At 63.6% G+C, this 18,157-nt stretch carries 19 protein-coding genes; 6 read left to right on the top strand and 13 right to left on the bottom strand.

Going from position 1 to position 18,157, the window contains the following annotated elements; all coding sequences use genetic code 11:
* Window positions 1-102: 102 nt before the first annotated feature.
* Both A4R29_RS26720 and ykgO read right to left on the bottom strand, forming a co-directional pair.
* Window positions 103-708: a tetratricopeptide repeat protein gene (locus A4R29_RS26720; protein ID WP_027162485.1), complete on the bottom strand. Its 606-nt coding sequence runs from the start codon at window positions 706-708 to the stop codon at window positions 103-105.
* Between the two features lie 112 nt (window positions 709-820).
* A complete protein-coding gene (gene ykgO, locus A4R29_RS26715; protein ID WP_006203764.1) occupies window positions 821-946 on the bottom strand; it encodes a type B 50S ribosomal protein L36 in 126 nt (41 codons plus the stop codon).
* 240 nt (window positions 947-1,186) lie between these two features.
* On the opposite strand from ykgO, the gene A4R29_RS26710 reads away from it, so the two are divergent.
* Entirely contained in the window at window positions 1,187-1,609 is a 423-nt protein-coding gene (locus A4R29_RS26710; protein ID WP_063173219.1) for a lysozyme inhibitor LprI family protein, read from the top strand.
* A 6-nt stretch (window positions 1,610-1,615) separates the two neighbouring features.
* On the opposite strand, the gene A4R29_RS26705 is transcribed toward A4R29_RS26710, so the two are convergent.
* From A4R29_RS26705 to A4R29_RS26665, 9 genes are all read right to left on the bottom strand, one after another.
* Window positions 1,616-2,695: a 5-(carboxyamino)imidazole ribonucleotide synthase gene (locus A4R29_RS26705; protein ID WP_063173218.1), complete on the bottom strand. Its 1,080-nt coding sequence runs from the start codon at window positions 2,693-2,695 to the stop codon at window positions 1,616-1,618.
* Entirely contained in the window at window positions 2,692-3,189 is a 498-nt protein-coding gene (gene purE / locus A4R29_RS26700; RefSeq protein WP_063169171.1) for a 5-(carboxyamino)imidazole ribonucleotide mutase, read from the bottom strand. The genes A4R29_RS26705 and purE overlap by 4 nt, the downstream gene beginning before the upstream one ends.
* A gap of 102 nt (window positions 3,190-3,291) precedes the next feature.
* The gene (locus A4R29_RS26695) at window positions 3,292-4,185 is read right to left on the bottom strand and encodes a ribokinase (RefSeq protein ID WP_063173217.1); all 894 of its coding nucleotides are present in this window, start codon (window positions 4,183-4,185) and stop codon (window positions 3,292-3,294) included.
* Window positions 4,182-5,057 carry a MurR/RpiR family transcriptional regulator gene (locus tag A4R29_RS26690; RefSeq protein WP_063173216.1) on the bottom strand — a complete coding sequence of 292 codons (876 nt, stop codon included), beginning with the start codon at window positions 5,055-5,057 and terminating at the stop codon, window positions 4,182-4,184. Before A4R29_RS26690 ends, A4R29_RS26695 begins: the two co-directional genes overlap by 4 nt.
* Window positions 5,054-6,022 carry an ABC transporter permease gene (locus A4R29_RS26685; protein WP_013529212.1) on the bottom strand — a complete coding sequence of 323 codons (969 nt, stop codon included), beginning with the start codon at window positions 6,020-6,022 and terminating at the stop codon, window positions 5,054-5,056. The genes A4R29_RS26690 and A4R29_RS26685 overlap by 4 nt, the downstream gene beginning before the upstream one ends.
* 9 nt (window positions 6,023-6,031) lie before the next feature.
* Window positions 6,032-7,546: a sugar ABC transporter ATP-binding protein gene (locus A4R29_RS26680; protein ID WP_027162481.1), complete on the bottom strand. Its 1,515-nt coding sequence runs from the start codon at window positions 7,544-7,546 to the stop codon at window positions 6,032-6,034.
* Between the two features lie 68 nt (window positions 7,547-7,614).
* A complete protein-coding gene (locus A4R29_RS26675) occupies window positions 7,615-8,667 on the bottom strand; it encodes a sugar ABC transporter substrate-binding protein (protein ID WP_024502965.1) in 1,053 nt (350 codons plus the stop codon).
* 41 nt (window positions 8,668-8,708) lie between these two features.
* A complete protein-coding gene (locus tag A4R29_RS26670) occupies window positions 8,709-9,698 on the bottom strand; it encodes a TIM barrel protein (protein ID WP_027162480.1) in 990 nt (329 codons plus the stop codon).
* 394 nt (window positions 9,699-10,092) lie between these two features.
* Window positions 10,093-10,296 (bottom strand): YdcH family protein, encoded by a 204-nt coding sequence (locus A4R29_RS26665; RefSeq protein WP_013529216.1) that lies wholly within the window; start codon window positions 10,294-10,296, stop codon window positions 10,093-10,095.
* Between the two features lie 239 nt (window positions 10,297-10,535).
* On the opposite strand from A4R29_RS26665, the gene A4R29_RS26660 reads away from it, so the two are divergent.
* From A4R29_RS26660 to A4R29_RS26640, 5 genes are all read left to right on the top strand, one after another.
* The gene (locus A4R29_RS26660; RefSeq protein WP_013529217.1) at window positions 10,536-10,715 is read left to right on the top strand and encodes a YdcH family protein; all 180 of its coding nucleotides are present in this window, start codon (window positions 10,536-10,538) and stop codon (window positions 10,713-10,715) included.
* Between the two features lie 334 nt (window positions 10,716-11,049).
* Window positions 11,050-12,303 carry a flavodoxin-dependent (E)-4-hydroxy-3-methylbut-2-enyl-diphosphate synthase gene (gene ispG / locus A4R29_RS26655; RefSeq protein WP_024502967.1) on the top strand — a complete coding sequence of 418 codons (1,254 nt, stop codon included), beginning with the start codon at window positions 11,050-11,052 and terminating at the stop codon, window positions 12,301-12,303.
* A 5-nt stretch (window positions 12,304-12,308) separates the two neighbouring features.
* Window positions 12,309-13,163 (top strand): lytic transglycosylase domain-containing protein, encoded by an 855-nt coding sequence (locus A4R29_RS26650; RefSeq protein ID WP_013529219.1) that lies wholly within the window; start codon window positions 12,309-12,311, stop codon window positions 13,161-13,163.
* 87 nt (window positions 13,164-13,250) lie between these two features.
* Window positions 13,251-14,066, top strand: coding sequence for a Stf0 family sulfotransferase (locus A4R29_RS26645; protein WP_082827498.1), 816 nt, complete (start codon window positions 13,251-13,253; stop codon window positions 14,064-14,066).
* A 46-nt stretch (window positions 14,067-14,112) separates the two neighbouring features.
* On the top strand, window positions 14,113-14,853 hold the full coding sequence (locus A4R29_RS26640) for a class I SAM-dependent methyltransferase (protein WP_063173214.1): 741 nt from the start codon (window positions 14,113-14,115) through the stop codon (window positions 14,851-14,853).
* A gap of 26 nt (window positions 14,854-14,879) precedes the next feature.
* Here the strand turns inward: A4R29_RS26640 and A4R29_RS26635 are convergent, their stop codons facing one another.
* Together A4R29_RS26635 and A4R29_RS26630 are read right to left on the bottom strand one after the other, a co-directional pair.
* Window positions 14,880-17,219 carry a response regulator gene (locus tag A4R29_RS26635; RefSeq protein ID WP_013529222.1) on the bottom strand — a complete coding sequence of 780 codons (2,340 nt, stop codon included), beginning with the start codon at window positions 17,217-17,219 and terminating at the stop codon, window positions 14,880-14,882.
* Between the two features lie 114 nt (window positions 17,220-17,333).
* Window positions 17,334-18,140 (bottom strand): class I SAM-dependent methyltransferase, encoded by an 807-nt coding sequence (locus A4R29_RS26630; RefSeq protein ID WP_027162477.1) that lies wholly within the window; start codon window positions 18,138-18,140, stop codon window positions 17,334-17,336.
* Window positions 18,141-18,157 lie beyond the last annotated feature (17 nt).

Genomic DNA, 18,157 nt, shown 5'->3' with positions numbered 1-18,157 from the left:
GGGAGTAGGGGAGTAGGGGAGTAGGGGAGTAGGGTGTGTGTTCCGCAGGTGCAATCTGCCCCTACTGTCTTACTGCCCTATTCCCTTACTCCCCTAGAGCAATCAAATGCCTTCACCGGCAAGTTCCTCCGAAATCGTGCCGACCTGGTCCTGGGCGCTGCGCATCATCGGATAGATGGCCAGGACCTTTTGCCAGGCCTCGAGCGCCGATTGCTTGTGGCCGGTCAGCGCCATGATCTGCGCCAGGCCGGACAGCGCACCGAAATGGCGCGGCTCGAGCTGCAGCGTATGGTCGATGTCGGACATCGACTTGCCGTAGTTCTTCATCATGAAATGGACGGTGGCACGTCGGTTCCAGCCTTCGGCATAAGTCGGCTGCAAAGTCACCACCTGGTCGAGGAAATCGAGCGCGACGTCGAACTTCTGGCCCTCGACGGCTTTTTGCGACCATTGCATCATCAGGTCGATCGAGGCGCTGCCGGATTGCGACCACTCGCTCCAGATGTTGCCGGCGATGCGCTCCGCCGCCTTTTCGTTGCGTTCGCGTTTCAAGTCGCTGAACAGCTGATCGAGGCGGGCTTGTTTCGTCGTTGCGGCGGGCGGCGCATCCTGAGTGGCCGGCGGCGCGACAGCACCATCCGCCCATGCCGGGCCATAAATGACGCCGGAAACAAGCAGAGATGTCAAAAATGCAAAAGGAATCCGCATCGCCGGACTCTAGTCCCGGGCGAGAGAACGTCAAACTGAATTTGGCGTGAAAAGGCCGGCAGACGGCGACAAGCATCAAATGGGCGGAGGCGACAGCCTCCTGCCCGAAAACTCAGCCCTGACGTGCCTTGTAGCGCGGGGCGGTCTTGTTGATGATGTAGATGCGGCCCTTGCGGCGAACCAGCTGGTTGTCGCGGTGACGCGCCTTCAGCGCCTTGAGCGAATTCTTGATCTTCATGGTCTTGCCTGTCGGTGTGGACCCGGTTGGGTCGAAATTTTAAGGCGCGCCAGAAGACGCGCCTTTGAACTGTGGGTGGCTCATAAACGAGGAGCCTTGTCCCTGTCAACCGCAAGCGTGCTCCATAGCGGCTGTGAATCATCCCTGTCATCAATTATCCGCCATGTCTGCCTTGCGGCATTGCGCGGCCCTGGGCCGGCTGGGATGATGCGGTCGCCGTGAAATGATTTGGAGACGACTATGCGCCGGAGGTTCCTGGCCGCCTGCCTTGTCCTGCTGGCGGCAGCTTCGGTTGCGCGCGCGCAGGAATGCGACCGCAGCGACGACAGCCAGCAAATGATGAACATCTGTGCCGGCGAGGACTACCAGGCGGCTGACGCCAGGCTCAACACGGCCTATCAGAACCTCATCAGCTCGGACGATGCCAACGGCAAGAGATTGCTGCAGGTGGCGCAACGCGCCTGGATCACTTTTCGCGATGCCGAGTGCGCGCATTCCACCGCCGCCAGCGAAGGCGGATCGATCCATTCGATGGAAGTTTCGCAATGCCTGACCAGATTGACCAATGACCGCGTCAAGCAGCTCGCTGCCGCGGCCAATTGCGAGGAAGGCGATGGGAGTTGCGCCAATCCAGGGCAGGACGAGAGCGACGACGCGCAGTAGGCAACCTTATGAGGCGCGACGTCTGATCCGAGTGAAATGACCCATCTTGCGGCCGGGCCGCGCTTCGGCCTTGCCGTAGAGATGCAGCATCAGATCGGGCTCGGCGAGAAGCTCCGGGACGCGTATCACATCGTCGCCGATCAGGTTTTCCATCACGCAGTCGGAATGGCGGTCCGGGCCGCCGAGCGGCAGGCCGGCGATGGCGCGGATATGCTGCTCGAACTGCGAAACGACACAGGCGGCTTCCGTCCAATGGCCGGAATTGTGCACGCGCGGCGCGATCTCGTTGGCCAGCAGCGAGCCATCGGCCAGCACGAAGAACTCGACGCCGATGACACCGACATAGTCGAGCGCCGCAAGGATCTTCGATGCGGCCGTTCGGGCTGCTTGCGCCGTCTCCGGCATAATGGCGGCCGGCAAGGTCGATGTGTGGAGAATGCCGTTGCGATGGATATTCTCGGCTGGATCGTAGGCGACAACCGCACCGTCCAGCCCACGCGCCGCGATCACCGATATCTCGCGCTCGAACGGCACGAAGGACTCCAGAATCAGCGGCACATTGCCCATCGCCTCGCATGTGCCGGCAAAACCGCCGGCTTCCATGTTGCGGAAGACGCGCTGGCCCTTGCCGTCATATCCCATGCGCCGGGTCTTCAGGATGCCGCTGCCGTCGAATGCTTTCAGCGCCGCCGCCAGCTCGTCATCATTGTCGACGGCGTGGAAATCGGCGGTGGCAATGCCGATGCCGTTGAGGAATGTTTTTTCGTCCACCCGGTCCTGCGCCACTTCCAACGCACGCGCCGGCGGATAGACCGGAACCTTGGCCGCCAGCGCGCTGGCCGCCGCGACCGGGACGTTCTCGAACTCGTAGGTGATGACGGAACTTGACGCTGCCAGGTCGGCAAGGGCGGCCGGGTCGTCATAGGCGGCTGTTATCTGCCGGTTGGCGACCTGTGCGGCCGGGCAATCCGCTTGCGGCTCCAGCACCACGGTGCGGTAGCCGAGACGGGCGGCAGCAACAGCCAGCATGCGGCCGAGCTGGCCGCCGCCAATGATACCGATGGTCGATCCGGCGGGCAGGCTCACGGCGTATCCGTCGGTTCAGCCGCGACCTTGGCAGTCTGCGCGGCGCGCCAGGCATCCAGACGGACGGCAAGGCTGTCATCGTTCAGGGCCAGCACGGCGGCGGCCAAAAGGGCTGCGTTGGCGGCCCCAGCCTTGCCTATGGCCAGCGTTCCAACGGGAATGCCGGCTGGCATCTGGACGATGGACAGCAGCGAATCCTGCCCGGAAAGCGCTTTCGATTCCACCGGCACGCCGAACACCGGCAATGGCGTCATCGCCGCCGTCATGCCGGGCAGGTGTGCTGCACCGCCGGCGCCGGCGATGATCACCTGATAACCGGCCGCCTTGGCGCCCTTGGCGAAATCATAGAGCCGGTCCGGTGTGCGGTGCGCGGAGATGATGAGCCGCTTGTGCGGGATGCCAAGTGCTTCCAGCGTTTCGGCGGCATGGCGCATCGTCGCCCAGTCGGACTGGCTGCCCATGATGATGGCGACGTCGGCGCGTTGATCGTCCAAGTCCGTGTTCCCCGGCGACAAAGGCGCGCCTTAGCGGAATTCGCGCGAGGCCGCAAGGATAGGCGGCCGCTGCTGCGGTCTGGCAAGACGGAAACCAGCCGGTCAGATGCCGTCGCGCTCGGCCTCTGGCGTCGAGACCAGCAAGGCCGAAGCCGCGTTGGCGGCGGTGATGGCCGCCCGCATGGTCTGCCCACGGGCAAGTCCCGCGGCCAGCGCGCCAACGAATTCATCGCCGGCGCCATGCGTGCTGGCGACCTTGACCGGGATGGCGGACAGCGCAAAGGCCTCGCCGCTCCGGTCGCAACAGGCGACACCTTCGCCGCCCGCCGTGACGATCGCCACGGGATAGAGATCGGCCAATAGCCGTGCGGCTTGCGCGGCCCCGTCGAGTGTCTCGACCACTGCTGTGCCAGCCAGGAATTCCGCCTCGATGGCGTTGACCACCAATATGTCGACCAGGGCGATCAACGCCTCGGAGAGTTTGCGCGCGGGGGCCGCGTTGAGCACGACGCGACCGCCCCGTGCCTTGACTGCGCGTGCGGCGGCAATGTTGGCGGCTTCCGGCACTTCGTTCTGCAGCAGGAGCACCGCCGTCTGTCCCACCACATCGGAAGCAGAGGCACTGTCGGTATGGCCCAGTGTCAGATTGCTGCCCGAGACGATCACCGCGCCATAGTCGCCGCCTTGGTCGAAGATCGCCACGCTCATGCCGGAGCCGGCGCCAGCGGCCACCCGCACGAAGCGGCGGTCGACCTTGGCGCGATCGAGATTGGCCAGCAACGCCCGCCCGAAATCATCGTCGCCGACGGCGCCGATCATCGCCGCATACACACCGGCCCGCGCCGCCGAGACGGCCTGGTTGCCGCCCTTGCCACCGCATTTGGGGTGCCAGGCATGGCCGGTCACCGTCTCGCCCTTGCGCGGGCGGTCGGGCGCGTCGACCATAATGTCGTAATGCAGGCTGCCGAACACGGTCACCAGCGGCGTTGTCGTCATGAGCCCCGGTCTTTTCGTTTCGATGTCACCGCCGACATGGTGCGGCCGAGATTGCGCTCCGCCGCCTGATAGTCGCGCTGCGCCACCGCGACGAACAACGCGTCGAGAATGTTGAGCTGGGCAATGCGGGCCGCTGCATTCTCGCCCATCAGCGGCGAGCCCTGCGCGGTCGAGCACAGAACGATATCGGCGACGGCGGCCAGGGGCGAGTTGTCGTAATTGGTAATGGCCAGCGTGCGGGCACCGTTCTTGCGGGCCAACTGGATGGCGTCGATAACGGCCGACGTGTTGCCCGAATGCGAGAAGCCGACGGCGATGTCGTCGCCGCCGAGCAGCGAGGCCGACATCAGCATCATGTGCGAATCGTCGTAGACGGATGCGCGGATGCCGATGCGCAGGAATTTGTGCGAAACGTCGCGCGCGATCTGCGCCGAGCCGCCGACGCCATAGAAATCCCGGTTCTTGGCACGGAAGAGCAGCTCGGCGGCGCGGTCGAAATCCTCGATGTCAAGGATCGCCAGCGTCTCCTCCAGCGCCTGGATGGAGGTGCGGAACACTTTTTGCACGATCTCGGCCGAACTGTCGTCGGATGACACTTCCTGGTGCATCTCGGCGGTCGGCAGGCGACTGTACTCATAGACGGCGGTGCGGAAGTCGCGATAGCCGGAAAAGCCGAGCTTCTTGGCGATCTTGACCACCATCGCCTCGGACACGCCGGATTCCTCGGCGATCTGCTTCAGCGGAATGCTCTCGTCGAAGCCGCGCCGGCCGAAGACGGTTTCCACCACCTTCGCCTCCAGCGGAGTGAGATGCGGCATCATCATGCGGATGCGCGGTCCTACCGCTTTCAGGTCCAGCCCGCTCAAGGTCATCCACGCCCCCTCGTCACGCGATCGATAAGCATCGCGGCGAGGATTATAAGACCAGTTGCCAGAAGCTGATAGAAGGACTGGACGTTCATCAGCGTCAAACCGTTGCGCATGGCGCCGAGGATGACGGCGCCCAGGATGGTGCCGACGACGCTGCCCTTGCCGCCCATCAGCGAGGCGCCGCCGATGGCGGCAGCCGCGATGGCGTCGAGCTCCCAGAGATTGCCGAGGATGGGTTCGGCGGCGCCCAACCGGCCGATCAGGATCTGCGCGGCAAGCGCCGCCAGCAGGCCTGAGATCATGTAGGCGGCGATCTTGGTGCGGGCAATCGGCACGCCGGCGATGTAGGCCGCCTCCTCGTTGCCGCCGACGGCGAGCAGATATTCGCCGAAGGGCGTCTTCTTCAAAACGACCCAGGCGACGACAGCCACGCAGGCGACGATGACGACCGCCAGAGGCAGTCCGAACAGCGAACCGTTGAAGACGGCGCGAAAGCCTGGGGGCAGGCCGAGGACCGGATTGCCGCCGGTGTAGATCAGCGCCAGTGCCCGATAGGTGCTGAGTGTTCCCAACGTGACGATGAAGGGCTGCAGCCCAACATGGGCGACGAGCACGCCGTTGACGAGGCCGCAGGCAAGACCAATGGCGAAGCCGGCGGCGATGGCCAGCGGAAACGGCACGCCGGCGACCATCATAGAGGCCGAGATGACGGCCGAGAGTGCCGCCGTCGGCCCGACCGACAGGTCGATGCCGCCGGAGATGATGACCAGCGTCATGCCCAGCGCCAGACAGGCATTGATGCTCGACTGCTGCAGGATGTTGATCAGGTTGCGCTCGGCGAAAAAGCCGGGCACCAGCGCGCCGAACACGGCCAGGATCACGACAAGCCCGATCAGCGTGCCGGCGTCGCGCATGGAAACACCGCGCAGGAATTCGGCCTGGGGCCGCACCAGAGTGGCATCCGACATATCCGTCACCTACTGCCTTGCCGGCTGTGCGGCCGGCGTTTGCGTTTGCGGGATGGCGTGCGCCGCGATCGCCTGTTCTGAGAGATTTGCCCTATCGAGTTCGGCGGCGATGGTGCCGTCGCGCATGACCAACACGCGGTCGGCAAGCCGGATCACCTCGGGCAGTTCGGAGGAGACGACGACCACCGCATGGCCCTCGGCGGCGAGTTCCTCGATCAGATGATAGATCTCCGCCTTGGCGCCGACATCGATGCCGCGCGTCGGCTCGTCGAACAAGAGGATGCGTGTTCCCGCCGCCAGCCAGCGGCCGATGATCGCCTTCTGCTGGTTGCCGCCGCTGAACAGGCGGATCGGCCGGTCGAGCAGGAATGGGCGCAGATTGACGCGGCTCATCTTCTCGGCCGCCACCTGTTTCAACCTGGCGTGATCGATGAGGCCGCGCGGCGCGAACACGGCCATCGAGGCCAGCGCCATATTGCTGGTGATCGAGCGCAGCGGCACGATGCCTTCGCGTTTGCGCTCCTCCGGCACCAGTCCGACGCCGGCGGCAATCGCGTCACGCGGGCTGAAGAACCGTGCCGCCTTGCCGTCGATTGCAATCGTCCCGGCCGTGGCGCGATCGGCGCCGGCCAAGAGCCGCAGCAGTTCAGTGCGGCCGGAACCGACCAGGCCGGCAATGCCCAGCACCTCGCCGCGATGCAGATCGAACGACACGTTGCGCACCTTCGTCGCCGAGGAGAGGCCACGCGCGCTCAGCATGACCTTGTTCGTGGCATGGGAATTATGCTGTTCCTGCGCCAGTTCGCGGCCGACCATCATCGCCACGACCGCTTTCTCCGACAGGTCGTTCAGATCGACGGAATCGACGACGACGCCATCGCGCATGATGGTGGCGCGCCGGCAGATGCCGAACACCTCGTCCAGCTTGTGCGAGACATAGACGACGGCGACGCCGTCGCGGGCGAGGCCGGTGATGACTTGCGCCAGCCGTTCGAATTCGCTCGGCGTCAGGCTCGATGTCGGCTCGTCCATGGCAACGATGCGGGCGCGATCGAGCAGCGCGCGGGCGATCTCGACAATCTGCCGCTGCGCCACCTTCAGGGTACCGAGGGGTGCAGCCGGATCGATGGAGGGATCGATGGCCGCAAGAGCCTCCGCAGCACGGCGCTCCTGTTCGCGCCGGGCGACGAAGATGGCGCCGCGCGTCAGCGGATGGCCTAGGAACATGTTCTGGGCGACGCTAAGGCGTGGTACCTGCTGCAATTCCTGATGGATCATGGCGACGCCCGCAGCGCGTGCGGCGACCGGGTTGGCGAGTGTAACCGGCTTGCCGTCGATGAGGACGCTTCCCGCTGTCGGCGTGTGGACGCCAGACAGGATGCGCAGCAGCGTCGACTTGCCGGCGCCATTTTCGCCGAGCAGGCCGTGGATTTCACCGGCACCTACCGAGAACGACACGCCGTCAAGCGCCCGCACGGCCGGAAACAGCTTGGAAATGCCCTGGAATTGCAGCCGGGGTGACATTGGGTTCTATCTCCGGGCAACGGTGCCGGCGGGAGCGAATTGCTCTGGCCGGCACTCGCCGATTGGCCTTACTGGCCCGCAGCCGCGTCCTCGAGCAGTGCCTTGCGCGCGCCGGCGCCGGAATAGCGGTCGGCATTGTCCTTGGTGATCAGTGCCTGGGGCGTGGCGACGACGCGGGGCAGCTTCTGTCCCGCGACGAGACGCAGAGCAGTTTCCAACGCCACTTCGCCGGTCAGCACCGGGAAACTGTCGACCGTGCCGGTCAGTTCGCCGGCCCGTATGGAGGCATAGGCGTCGGAAATGCCGTCGGTGCCGAAGACCGCAACCTTGTCCTGCAGGCCGGCGGCCTTGACTGCCTCGACGATGCCGAGCGCCATGCCGTCATTGTTGGCATAGAAGCCGATCAGGTCGGGGTGCTGCTGCAGGATGTTGGTGGCCGCATCATAGGAGGTCTGGCGGTCCCAGTTGCCGGGAACGCTGGCGACGACCTCGAACTTGCCTGCCTCGGTGATGGTCGACTTGAAGCCGTCGGTGCGCTGCACGGCGGCATAGACGCCAGCCTGGCCTTCGACGATGGCGACCTTGCCGCCATCCGGACGGTTCTTGATGAACCATTTGGCGACGCGCACGCCATTGTCGCGCTGGACATTGCCGACATAATGTTCGGCCTGCGGGATCACGGCGTCATTGACGTTGACCACCGGCACGTTGGCGGCCTTGGCTTGCTCCATGATCGGCTGCAGATTGGCATCCGTCTGCGGCGAGACGAGCAGCACGTTGTAGCCCTGCGTCACCAGGCCTTCGGCAATGGTGAGCTGGCCGAGCTGGTCGCCCTCGCTTTGCGCTGCCTGATAGACGACGGGAACGCCGACCTTGGCGCCGAATGCCGTGTAGCCCTCGCCCAGCGAGCGCCAGTATTCATTGGTCAGCGTCTTGGAGACGGCGCCTGCCTTGGTGCCTTCGGGCAGCTTGGGGAACGCGCCGAATTTGGCCTCGACCTGCGACCAGTCGATGCGGTCCTTTTCCGTGTCGGAATTGAGCGGCGCGAGGTCGGCCGAAAAGGCAGAGCCGATCGACAGCGCCATCAGTGCGGCGGTAGCCGTGGCAAGCAGAAGTTTCATTGTATTCCTCCCTTGTTGAAAACGATAATGGTGCGCATGCCTCAGCTATCCGGCCCGAGCATGATTTCCTGGATGATGGCCTGCGACGTCACCGCATCCTGGCTGTCCATGGCGGCGGACAGGCGATTGTCCTGCCCCAGCCGGTCGACGACGCGCAGCATGCGCTTGACGGTGGCGATGTTGACTTCGCACTCGCGCACCGGATCGAGCCCGGTCATGTCGGGGAACGTGTCGAAATAGATGGCGCCGGCGTAACCGTCGCGGCGAATCTGCCTGAGCAGCTCGATGGTCTGCAGCGTGTGCACCGCGCCGACCATCAGGCCGTCGTCGCGCTTGGCGTAGCCGTCGTTCAGATGCACGCCGAGCAGCTTGCTGTGGCGCGCCACCAGGGCCGCGGCAAAGGCCGGCTGTTCGTCGGCATAGAGCACATGGGCGAAATCGAGGGTGACGCCCAGATTGGGCAGGCCGACATCGCGGATCGCCAGCAAGGTCGTCGCCGCATCCGGCATCAGGCTGTAGGAGCGTGGTTCGTTCGGTTTGTACTCAAGGCTGATCTGACAGTCGGGATCATGCGCGGCTACTTCACGAATCCCATCGATTTCGTGTTGCCAAAGCGTCACATAGTCGGCCTGGAAGGCGTAGTCGAAGCCATCCTGGCCGAGCCACAGCGTCATCAGGCTGGCGCCGGCCTCACGCACGGCGTCGATGCCGGCTTTGGTCAGGTCGATGGCCTCGCGGCGCACCGCCGGATCCGGATTGGTGAATGCGCCGAGCTTGAAGGCGGGGTTGGAGTAGTAGCGCATGGCAAAGCCATTGATGGAAAGCCCGAGATCGCCCAGTTTGAGGGCGATTTCCGCAGGCTTTTCACTGACATGGTCGGGAAAGTTGAGGTCGAGATCGGTAAGCCCGCCGACCTTGGCGGCGCGCGCCGCCATCTGCAGCAGCGACGGCTTGCCGGTAAGATCAGGCCATTCGGCCTGCGGCTGCGAGGCAAAGGAATTCAGGCGCGTGGCGAAACGAGTGGCTGTCATGGTCGATCCTTCAATCGTCATGACTTCACATAAACACAAATATTTGTAAAGTCATTGTTTTGAGGGGCGGACGGTGAGCTGTGTCGACGGCCGGGGCTGAGCCGCGCGAAGGCGCAGGTTTTCCAGCGGCGTCACCGGACAATCCGTCAGAACGGTGGGATCAGTGACTGGGGAGGACCGTCCTCAGCCGCCGTTTTGCGGAAACGTGCGACGAAGCCGTCGAGTTCGAGGTGCTCCATGTGCGAGATCGCCCGGCAGGAGGCGCCTTCGCGGCTAGTGCGCCGGCGAAAAAGAGCCCAACGATTGACCGGCCAAAGGCACCGTCACACGACCGCGCAGGGAGATGCAGATCGCCGCTGCCTGGCGCTCGATCAGCGTCAGTACTTCACATCGTTCAAGCAATGATGTCGGGAATGATCTTGTCTTCCAGCGCCATCAGCCGGTCCTTGAGGAACAGCTTCTTCTTCTTCATGCGCTGGATCTGCAGCGGATCGCAGGCCATGGCGATCATCGCGTTGATGGCTGCATCGAAATCGGCGTGTTCCTGCTTCAGGCGGGAAAATTCGAGGCGAATATCGGCCTGTTCCTGATCGGACATTCTCTACCGTCTGCACGTCTGCGGCGCCCAAAGCTGGGCCTGATTGGGCGGGGCCGGGTGTTTTGTCACCGGCGTGCAGCCCATATCACATTTCACAGTGTCGTGGAATGCTACCACGGATCATTCGACATCGCCCGCGGAAGGTGACACACTGTCACCGTGCCGTCACAGAAGCGAACCTGCGGTGGACGCGCCGTGACGGTTGCAATCGAGGAAAACCATGAAAGGGAGAACCAATCATGTCTCTTGCATCCCATCTTGATGAGTTGCAGCGGAAACACGGCGACATCGAACGTGAAATCGATGACGCGATGAATCATCCATCGGTCGACGACCTCGAAATCGTGAATCTTAAGCGACGCAAGCTGGCACTCAAGGACGAGATTGAAAAACTAAGAGGAAAACCGACCACGCATTGATGCCCTCCTGACATAGCCGCCCGGTATCCGCGGCCTCTTTTCCCGGCGGCTCCCCGCCGCCGGCGTGGAGGGGTTTGATTTCCCAGCACCGGTCTGTCAGCCGAAGCTGGACTTGCACCCGGCTTAATATCCGCTTCGGCTGTCGCCCGTTCGCCAGATCATCGATTGTTTTTGGTCGTTGGCGGCGTGCCGATTCCGGCCAGTGGCGACCTGTCGCCATTGACAAGCCATCTTTGCTCCTCCACCTCATGCCCGGACCTCAGCGCATCGGCCCGGGGCGTCGTTGTGCGCCCATGCAGGACACAAGATGCTCCAGAGACAAAAGGCTGCCGGCATGACCGGATATTTTTCCTCTCCTTTCCCCCGCCGCACCTCGGTCGGCGTCGATGTCGGCGGCGTGGTCGTCGGCGGCGGCGCGCCCGTTGTCGTCCAATCGATGACCAACACCGACACGGCCGATATCGACCAGACCGTCGCGCAGGTCGCAGCACTGCACCGGGCCGGCTCCGAGATCGTGCGCATCACCGTCGATCGCGACGAGAGTGCCGCCGCCGTACCGCGCATTCATGAGCGGCTTCAGCGGCTTGGCATCAACGTGCCGCTGGTCGGCGATTTCCACTATATCGGCCACAAGCTCTTGGCCGATCACCCGGCCTGCGCCGAGGCGCTGGCCAAATATCGGATCAACCCCGGCAATGTCGGCTTCAAGGACAAGAAGGACCGGCAGTTCGCCGATATCGTCGAGATGGCGATCAGGCATGACAAGCCGGTGCGCATCGGTGTCAACTGGGGCTCGCTCGACCAGGAGCTTTTGACCCGGCTGATGGACGACAACCAGGACAAGGGTTTTCCGCTGACGGCGCAAGAGGTGATGCGCGAGGCGATCGTGCAGTCGGCCATTCTCTCGGCCGAGATGGCGGAAGAGATCGGCCTTGGCCGCGAGAAAATCATCCTGTCGGCCAAGGTCAGCGGCGTGCAGGACCTGATTGCCGTCTATGCCGAGCTCGCCACCCGCTCCAACCATGCGCTGCATCTCGGCCTGACCGAAGCCGGCATGGGCTCGAAAGGCATCGTCGCTTCGTCGGCCGCCATGGGCATCCTGCTGCAGCAAGGCATCGGCGACACCATCCGCATCTCGCTGACGCCGGAGCCGAATGGCGACCGCACGCGCGAGGTGCAGGTTTCGCAGGAATTGCTGCAGACGATGGGGTTCAGGCAGTTCGTGCCGATCGTCGCCGCGTGTCCCGGCTGCGGCCGCACGACCTCGACCGTGTTCCAGGAGCTCGCTCAGAACATCCAGGCAGATCTCAGGAAGAACATGCCGGTGTGGCGCGACAAATATCCCGGCGTCGAGAACCTCAAGGTCGCGGTGATGGGTTGCATCGTCAACGGCCCGGGCGAGTCCAAGCATGCCGATATCGGCATTTCGCTGCCCGGCACCGGCGAGACGCCGACGGCGCCTGTCTTCGTCGACGGCAAGAAGGCGGCGACGCTGCGCGGACCGTCGATCGCGGCGGATTTCGAGAAAATGGTCGCCGACTATATCGAACAGCGGTTCGGTCGCGGCGGCAAGGCCGCGGCAGAGTAGGTCAAATGCAGCGTTTCCTGTGGGCGACGCTGGTCCTGCTGTGTGGGCTAGTCTGGTCGACACTGGCTCAGGCCGATCCGCCGCAATCCGCCAAGCAACGGCTTATCGACAAGGTCTGCAACCTGATCCAGGCGCATGCCGACCAGAATGGTTTGCCCAGGGATTTCTTCGCCCGGCTGATCTGGAAGGAGAGCCGTTTCGATCCCAACGCCGTCAGTCCCGTCGGCGCCGAAGGCATTGCCCAGTTCATGCCGGGAACCGCCAAGATGCGCGGGCTTGCCAATTCCTTCGACATCAATCAGGCGATCCCGGCTTCGGCGAAATATCTCGCCGAAATGAAAACCGGCTACGGCAATCTCGGCCTGGCGGCCGCCGCCTACAATGCCGGCGAGAGCCGGGTGTCGCGCTGGCTCAGTTCCGGCGGTTTCCTGCCGATGGAAACCGAAAGCTATGTCTTCGACATCATGGGCGAACCAGCCGACAAGTTCACCGACCGAGCCTATGCCGGAAGGGTCGAACCGCTCGACGCTAAGGCGGATTTTGCCGTCGCTTGCCGAAAACTGCCGGTGATCATGTCGCGGACCGTGGCGATGGCCTCGATCAACGTAAAGCCGTGGGGCATCCAGGTGGCCGGCAATTTCCGCCGCAGTGCCGCGATCAACCAGTGGCTCAGGGTAAGGAGCCGGTTCCCGGCCCTGCTCAACGGGCACGATCCAGTGGTCAGCCGGGTGCGCACGCCGATCGGCCGGCGGGGTATCTATGCGGTCAGGATCGGTGTCGACCACCGCGCCGATGCAAACGTCATCTGCCAGAAATTGCAAAGCATCGGTGGGGCATGCGTGGTGGTGCGCAACCGGTGATTTGACCCCTGCCGGCAGGGTATTTTGTCTGAGAGAGGCATTTAGAAAGCGACAGCCGTGACGTCGCATCCACCAAGGATTTCAGCTATGGCGGCGGTCATCTTACCAGGAGCGACAGCCCCTGCCTTTGACAAGCCGCGTGGGCACAACATGTTCGATGGATACATTATCTGCGGCACACCGAGGACCGGAAGCACGCTGCTGTGCAAGCTCCTGGCGTCCACCAAGACCGCCGGCGATCCACATTCGTTTTATCGGCGCCAGGACGTGGTGGAGTGGGCCGAAGAGTGGAAGCTGCCCGATCGCGCCGCGATGAGCGAGCTCGAATTCGATGCCGCTTACCTCAATGCTACGATCGCCGCTGGCAAGGGTGGGACCGGCCTCTTCGGTCTCCGCTTGATGCGCGAAAATCTGGATGAGCTTTCGGCGATCCTCGGCCGGATTTTCCCAAAACTGCCATCCGACAGAGCACGGTTCGAAAGAGCATTCGGCAATGTTCTCTACATACACCTCTCGCGGGAGGACAAGCTTGCGCAGGCTGTCTCCCTGATCAAGGCAGAGCAGACCGGTCTTTGGCATATCGCTCCCGACGGCACCGAGATCGAAAGGGTCGCACCGCCGAAAGAGCCCCAATATGATTTCGAGCGGATCAGGCGTGAGGTCGAGGTACTCGAGACCTATGATGCGGCATGGAACATCTGGTTCGCTGAGCAAGGCATAACCCCGCTTCGGGTTGGCTACGAGCGCCTTTCGAGCAATCCGGCGGCGACATTGCTAGGCATCTGCGAAGTCTTGGGCGTTCAAGCGCCGAATGCCGATGACGTGAGGCCCGGCGTTGCAAAGCTCTCCGACGACACGAGCCTCGACTGGATGCGCCGCTATCGCCTCGACGCAGCCGCCTGATGCATTGATGGGCTGCAGCTGGAAATTTGGAGTATGGGCAGCGACTATGACCGACCCTATCTACAGCGATCCCGACTTCGTCCAGTTCTATGATATCGAGAATCAAAGCGGCCGTGCCGATTTTGATTACTGTATCGGTCTTGCCGTAAATCGCGGCTCGGTCCTCGATCTCGGCTGTGGCACTGGCCAACTGGCTGCCGAACTTGCCGAGGGGCATAATGTCACTGGCGTTGATCCGGCATCGGCGATGCTCGACGTGGCGCGGCGCAGGGCCGGCGGCGACAGGGTCGACTGGGTCGAGGCCGACGCGCGAACTGTTCGGCTCGGGCGGCGTTTCGACCTGGTCCTGCTCACCGGGCATGCGTTCCAGGTTTTCCTGACAGGCGAGGATCAGATGGCGGTGCTGGGCACCATCGCCGAGCATCTCGCTCCCGGCGGGCTCTTCATTTTCGACACACGAAATCCCGCCGAGGAGGAATGGCTGGAATGGACACCGCAGCGCTCCGAACGGGCAGTTACGCATCCCGGCCTCGGCACGGTCAAAGCCTGGTATGATGCCGAACACGATGCCGCTACCGGCATCGTCACCTACTCGACCTTCTATGACATTCCGGGCGGTAGACCTGTTCTGGGCGCCGAATCCAAGATCGCGTTCCCCAAGAAGGAAGATCTTGCGGGGATGCTGGACGAGACTGGCCTGTTGGTCGAGCAGTGGCTGGGTGACTGGCAGGGCACACCTTATGGTGTGACCTCGCCGGAAATCATCCCGATCGGCCGGTTGCGCTGATCCGGCCTGACCAATAGGGCCGGCTTTTACGCCGTCTTGGCCACCACGGTCTCGCTGAGCCAGGTGCCGATCTTGGTGCCCAGGCGGTCGGGCGAAACGGGCTTCGGCAGATAGTCGTCCATGCCCGATTCGATGCACTTGTCGCGATCGCCCTTCAGCGCATGCGCGGTGACGCCGATGATCGGTATATGGGTGCCCGTCGAAGTCTCCATGGCCCGGATCGCGCGGGTCGCTTCGTAGCCATTCATCTCCGGCATCGAGACGTCCATCAGGATCAGCTTGGGGCGCAGCGCCCGGTACATCTCGACCGCCGTGCGGCCGTTGCCCGCGATGCGGTAGCTCAAGCCCAACCCATTGAGGATCTGGCCGAACACCAGCTGGTTCACGTCGTTGTCCTCGGCAATCAGGATGTCGATCGGTCCGTTCGGCGTGGTTGTCGATTCCGGTGCTGCCGCGACTGGCAGCGCCGGGCCGCGGATGACGGTAAAGGCGGGCGGCGCTGCCGGGGGAGCCTGGACGATCGGTTCGCGGACAAACTGCGCCTTGCCGACCTGCGAACGGGCCTTCTGCACGACCGAAATAACGGTGCCGAGCAGGACCGCGGAGCGCGCCGGCTTCGTCAAATGCGCGGCAATGCCGAAGTCGATGATCATCTTGCCGAAATCGACCTGGTCGACCGAGGTCAGCAACACCACCGGGATGGAGGACAGCCGGCTGTCGGAAGCAATGGCTCTGGCGACGTCGGCGCCGTTCATGCCGGGCATCTGGTAGTCCAGGATGATGCAGTCGACGGCGGCGCCCAACTGAAAGGCGCGATCGAGGAAGGCCAGGCCGACGGCGCCGCTTTCGGCGGCGGCACAGTCGAAGCTCCAGCTTCTGAGCTGCTCGAGCAGGATTTCGCGGTTGACCGGATTGTCATCGATGACCAGCACGCGCGCGCCGGTGACGTCGACCGGCACGATCTCGTCGCGCGCCGCGGCCTGATGCGCGGGCAGCGGCACCGCGAACCAGAACACCGAGCCGCGGCCGATCTCGCTCTCGACGCCGATCTTGCCTGCCATCAGGTCGACGAGGCGTGCTGCGATGGCCAAGCCCAGCCCCGTGCCCTCGTGACGGCGGGTGGACGAGCCGTCGACCTGCGCGAATTTTTCGAACACGTTCTGCAGTTTCTCGGCCGGTATGCCGATGCCGGTGTCCTCGACGCGGATCTTGAGCTGGACCACGTCGTTGACGATCTCGCCGCCGACGTCGATCAGCACGTGACCCTTCTCGGTGAACTTCACTGCGTTGCCGAGCAGGTTGGTGATGATCTGCCGGAACCGGCCGGCGTCGCCGACGACATGGGCCGGCAGGCGCGGATCGACGCGCACGATCAGTTCGAGGTTCTTTTCGGCGACGCGAGCCGAGACCAGCGTCGCCACGTCCTCGACCGCCTCGGAAAGGCGGAAGGGAGCAGGGTCGAGGGTGAGCTGGCCAGCATTGATCTTGGAGAAATCGAGGATGTCGTTGATGATGGTGAGCAGCGCGTTGCCGGACTTCACGATAACGTCGGTGAAGGTCTTTTGGCGTGGGGTCAGATCGGTCTTGGCTAGCAGTTCGGCCATACCGAGCACACCGTTCATCGGCGTGCGGATTTCGTGGCTCATATTGGCCAGGAATTCCGATTTGGCGCGGTCGGCGGCCTCGGCCTTGAACAGGGATTCGGCGGATTCGGCAAAGGCGCGGCGGATCGCCACTTCCATCGGACGGAAGATCCAGAAGGCGACGATGGCAAGGGCCGCGAACAGGATCCCGCTGGCCCACAACAACAGCCTGTCGCTGGAGGCATCGGCCAGATGGCGCTCATCATCCATGGCGGTGCGGACGCGAACCAGCATGGGTTGGGCGAACAGGTCATTCTGGTTGCGGATTTCGCGATAGCTCCACTCATCGACCTTCTGCGCCACCGACATCAGGTTGAAATTGCGCACCATGTCGCGCGGCGACCAGAACAGATCGCCGTTAACTGAAGCGGATTGGAGTTCGTCGACGGTCTTGATCGACAGCCGCGGCTTGATCGCCGCAAGCTGGGCGGTCAGCGTCTCGATCTCGCCGGTCAGGCGCTCCGAATGGCCGCGCGCCGATGTGGTCAGGGCATCGCGTGTCTCCGCCCGCCAGGCGGTGCCGGTCGTCTCGGCAAAGCTGGTCGCGTTGCGCAGGTCTCGGGTGAAGATGACGAGATTGCTGCTCAGCGCATCGATGTCGCGGCGAAAGGAATTGACGCGATCAAGCGCAATCACGATGCCTGCGGAAGCCAGCGCGAAGATCAGCAACCCTGAAATATAGCGGATCCGGACCGACCGGATGAAGGACGAATATTCAGGCATGCGCAACCCCAACACATACGCACCATTTTAATGGCCGGGATTACGCTTCATTTACATTAAAATTTCGTTCGTTCGGGCAGGCGAGCCGTGCGAGCCGCCGGATGGACAGCGCGCCTAGGCCGCGTCCACGACGAGGGCGCGGATGCGGCCACTCACCGGGCCTTCCCCGAACCGTTTCCCAAGGGCATTCGCCACGTATCGCGTCACCTCCTCCAGCGAGCCACCGCGCGCCTCGATCTCGGCCCGCAGGGGCGTGCCCTGGCAATAGGCCGTGGCCGCCTCATATGGCGAGGAAGCGGCGCTGACGGCATCCAGCGGCTCTATGGTGATGTTACGGAAGCCGGCGGCATGCAGGTCGGCGCGGATGACGTCCGCATCGTGATAGCCATGCGGTGTCCTTGCCATGAAGCGAGGCGGATCGGCCGGGAAAAAATGGCCGAGCGCACGCGTCACCTCATCGGCAAACTCGTTCTCTTCGATGGCACCCCAGACGTTGAACAGGAAGTGCCCGCCCAGCCGCACCACGCGCCGAACTTGCCCGTAGGCGCCCACCCGATCGGGGAAGAACATCGCGCCAAACTGGCAGACCACGGCGTCGAACTGTGCGTCCTCGAAGGGCAGCGCCTGAGCATCGGCCTGCTGCCAGGTGATGCGAGGATCGTCCACCATCCGCGTGCGTGCGTGGTCGAGCATGGGCTGGTTGAGGTCGGTGACCACGATGCGCGCTTGCGCCGGCAGCTTTGCTGCGAGCGCACGTGTCACCACACCGGTGCCCGCCGCCACTTCGAGCACCGATTGCGGCCCGAGCTTCGACACCCGCTCCGCCAGATCCCGCGCATATGGCTCGAAGATCAGCGGCACCATCGCCCGGTCGTAGATCTCGGGAATGGAACCGCTGAACAGCTTGTCGGTGGTCGACATGGCATCCTCCAACTCTT

The sequence above is a fragment of the Mesorhizobium ciceri biovar biserrulae genome, from assembly GCF_001618845.1.
Lineage (GTDB): Bacteria > Pseudomonadota > Alphaproteobacteria > Rhizobiales > Rhizobiaceae > Mesorhizobium > Mesorhizobium ciceri.
The sequence above is the reverse complement of the archived record's forward strand: the minus strand, read 5'-3'. Positions and strand labels throughout refer to the sequence as shown.

Excerpts from the sequence above, each read along its gene's own strand:
- A4R29_RS26665 (WP_013529216.1), bottom strand. The coding sequence starts at position 10,296 with ATGTCCGATCAGGAACAGGCCGATATTCGCCTCGAATTTTCCCGCCTG.
- A4R29_RS26685 (WP_013529212.1), bottom strand. The coding sequence starts at position 6,022 with ATGTCGGATGCCACTCTGGTGCGGCCCCAGGCCGAATTCCTGCGCGGT.
- A4R29_RS26690 (WP_063173216.1), bottom strand. The coding sequence starts at position 5,057 with ATGACCTTGAGCGGGCTGGACCTGAAAGCGGTAGGACCGCGCATCCGC.
- A4R29_RS26720 (WP_027162485.1), bottom strand. The coding sequence starts at position 708 with ATGCGGATTCCTTTTGCATTTTTGACATCTCTGCTTGTTTCCGGCGTC.
- A4R29_RS26675 (WP_024502965.1), bottom strand. The coding sequence starts at position 8,667 with ATGAAACTTCTGCTTGCCACGGCTACCGCCGCACTGATGGCGCTGTCG.
- A4R29_RS26680 (WP_027162481.1), bottom strand. The coding sequence starts at position 7,546 with ATGTCACCCCGGCTGCAATTCCAGGGCATTTCCAAGCTGTTTCCGGCC.
- A4R29_RS26650 (WP_013529219.1), top strand. The coding sequence starts at position 12,309 with ATGCAGCGTTTCCTGTGGGCGACGCTGGTCCTGCTGTGTGGGCTAGTC.
- A4R29_RS26635 (WP_013529222.1), bottom strand. The coding sequence starts at position 17,219 with ATGCCTGAATATTCGTCCTTCATCCGGTCGGTCCGGATCCGCTATATT.
- A4R29_RS26695 (WP_063173217.1), bottom strand. The coding sequence starts at position 4,185 with ATGACGACAACGCCGCTGGTGACCGTGTTCGGCAGCCTGCATTACGAC.
- A4R29_RS26640 (WP_063173214.1), top strand. The coding sequence starts at position 14,113 with ATGACCGACCCTATCTACAGCGATCCCGACTTCGTCCAGTTCTATGAT.
- A4R29_RS26645 (WP_082827498.1), top strand. The coding sequence starts at position 13,251 with ATGGCGGCGGTCATCTTACCAGGAGCGACAGCCCCTGCCTTTGACAAG.
- ispG (WP_024502967.1), top strand. The coding sequence starts at position 11,050 with ATGACCGGATATTTTTCCTCTCCTTTCCCCCGCCGCACCTCGGTCGGC.
- A4R29_RS26660 (WP_013529217.1), top strand. The coding sequence starts at position 10,536 with ATGTCTCTTGCATCCCATCTTGATGAGTTGCAGCGGAAACACGGCGAC.
- A4R29_RS26670 (WP_027162480.1), bottom strand. The coding sequence starts at position 9,698 with ATGACAGCCACTCGTTTCGCCACGCGCCTGAATTCCTTTGCCTCGCAG.
- A4R29_RS26630 (WP_027162477.1), bottom strand. The coding sequence starts at position 18,140 with ATGTCGACCACCGACAAGCTGTTCAGCGGTTCCATTCCCGAGATCTAC.
- ykgO (WP_006203764.1), bottom strand. The coding sequence starts at position 946 with ATGAAGATCAAGAATTCGCTCAAGGCGCTGAAGGCGCGTCACCGCGAC.
- A4R29_RS26710 (WP_063173219.1), top strand. The coding sequence starts at position 1,187 with ATGCGCCGGAGGTTCCTGGCCGCCTGCCTTGTCCTGCTGGCGGCAGCT.